This window comes from Gordonia sp. CNJ-863, assembly GCF_001942325.1.
Lineage (GTDB): Bacteria > Actinomycetota > Actinomycetes > Mycobacteriales > Mycobacteriaceae > Gordonia > Gordonia alkanivorans.
On the sequence record NZ_MKKG01000072.1, the window covers coordinates 1 to 1,778 of the forward strand.

A 1,778-nucleotide genomic window follows, 5' to 3' on the forward strand; every position below is an offset into this window, starting at 1 on the left:
GTCCTTGCGGGCCTCCACCGCCATCCGCGTCGCCCGCTCCTTCAGCTCAACGCTGTACTTCCGTGGTGCTGCCATGCTCTCCATCCTTCACAGATTCGAGAGCCTCCGACAAACCCGGGGCGTTTCAATCGCCGCAGTGCACGCCGGGCACAAAGTGCGGTACTTCACCGCCGCCGACCTCGTGGAAACCCTGTATCGCGGCCTGGCCGACAACACCGTCGGCAAAACCATCGACACCCTGCTACGCCAAGATCTGCTCATCCTCGACGAGATCGGATTCGCACCACTCGACGACACCGGCACCCAACTACTGTTCCGACTCGTCGCCGGCGCCTACGAACGCCGCTCCCTCGCGATCGCCAGCCACTGGCCCTTCGAACAATGGGGACGATTCCTACCCGAACACACCACCGCCGCCAGCATCCTCGACCGGCTCCTACACCACGCCACCATCGTCATCACCGACGGCGACTCCTACCGCATGACACACCGAACGGAGGTACCACCCACCTAGAACATCCCGCACAGGGTGGGGACTTTCACCTGGCCACCAGCGGGGACATCAAACTGGCCGTTGACAACCGGGGCGAGGGTCTGCTATGTGGTGTTGGCCCGGCGTGTCCGCTGGCTCTGTATTCCCGCCGCCGGCCTCTCCGGGTCCACTATGCTGCCGGGTACGCTGTTCGTCGTATCAAACGCTCGCCGTCCCTGGGCTGCACGATCGACTGACAACAATCACCCCGGGCCCGTGACGCGCGGCCACTGATTACGGATAGTTCGGCGATTGGCTGATTGCAAACGCGGTCAGTTCACTTCGAGGCGGGACGCGAAACCGGGATGGCTGAACGGCAGATCAGGTGAGAAGGCAACGCCTACGGTTGCGGCCGCGCCGTTGATTATTCCCCACGTTGTCTCCGATAGGTGTGCGGCGAAATAGCTGTCGTTGACCCCTTGCTCACGACCGTTGTCGATCCACCACTGAGTCGCCGATAGTCCAGAACCCAGGATGGACGCCACGGCCAAGGGAATGATCGAGGCATCTGCGTGAACACGCTGCAGACTTTCAGTGAACCGGTCGGCGACGGCCTCCATCACCGACCTCAGTTGGTCAGCAACTCCACCATTTCCCGATCCGGAGTACTGAAACAAGTGATTCGCCATAAGGAACCTGACGACCACGGGGTGTTTCCCAACCAGCGCGACGTAGGACTGGACCGACGAGCGAATCATATCGTCAACAGACGCATGATCTTGCTCAGCAAAGATTGTGACTTGCGCCGACTCCCACATCAACGCACCGAGCTTCGCCGCCACTGCCCCGTTTAGACCCGCTTTGTCGCCGAAGTAGCGGTACAGCTTCGGTTTAGACACGCCTGCCTCCGCAGCAATGTCGTCCATGCTCACGCCTACGCCATGGCGGTCGATGGCCCGTATGGCCGCATCGACCAACTCCGCTCGTATTGCGACGCGATGGTCATCCCACCGGGTGCTGCGGGCATCACGCACCCGACGCTGTACCTGAGATGGCGCGGAGGAAACGCGGCGGACGACTGACATTGTGGAAACTATCCTACTGGAAGCCCGCAAGCTATCAGCGGCCATGTGCGTGACCCCGTAGGCATCGATACTTCGCTGTCAACGTTCTACGGTCGCTGCGTCCAATCGCGCCGCCGCTTCGTTGAAATCTTTCGGTGCCTCCATGTTGATCATGTGACCGATCTGCGGCAACACCACGAAATCGTGCAACCGACCGCGCTGCTGCAGCCGTTCGGCGAGAT

3 protein-coding genes are annotated in these 1,778 nt (G+C 61.3%); 2 read left to right on the forward strand and 1 reads right to left on the reverse strand.

What is annotated here, in order from left to right; all coding sequences use genetic code 11:
• On the forward strand, positions 1-514 hold a 514-nt coding region (locus tag BJF87_RS22710), incomplete at its 5' end, for an ATP-binding protein (RefSeq protein ID WP_262339116.1).
• 290 nt (positions 515-804) lie between these two features.
• Here BJF87_RS22710 and BJF87_RS22715 read toward each other — a convergent pair.
• Complete coding sequence (locus tag BJF87_RS22715) at positions 805-1,449, reverse strand: TetR/AcrR family transcriptional regulator (RefSeq protein ID WP_262339117.1); 645 nt, start codon at positions 1,447-1,449, stop codon at positions 805-807.
• Here BJF87_RS22715 and BJF87_RS27005 point away from each other — a divergent pair.
• Positions 1,414-1,554 carry a hypothetical protein gene (locus BJF87_RS27005; protein WP_230461868.1) on the forward strand — a complete coding sequence of 47 codons (141 nt, stop codon included), beginning with the start codon at positions 1,414-1,416 and terminating at the stop codon, positions 1,552-1,554. The two genes, BJF87_RS22715 and BJF87_RS27005, sit on opposite strands and share 36 nt — an antisense overlap.
• The last annotated feature ends 224 nt before the right edge of the window (positions 1,555-1,778 follow it).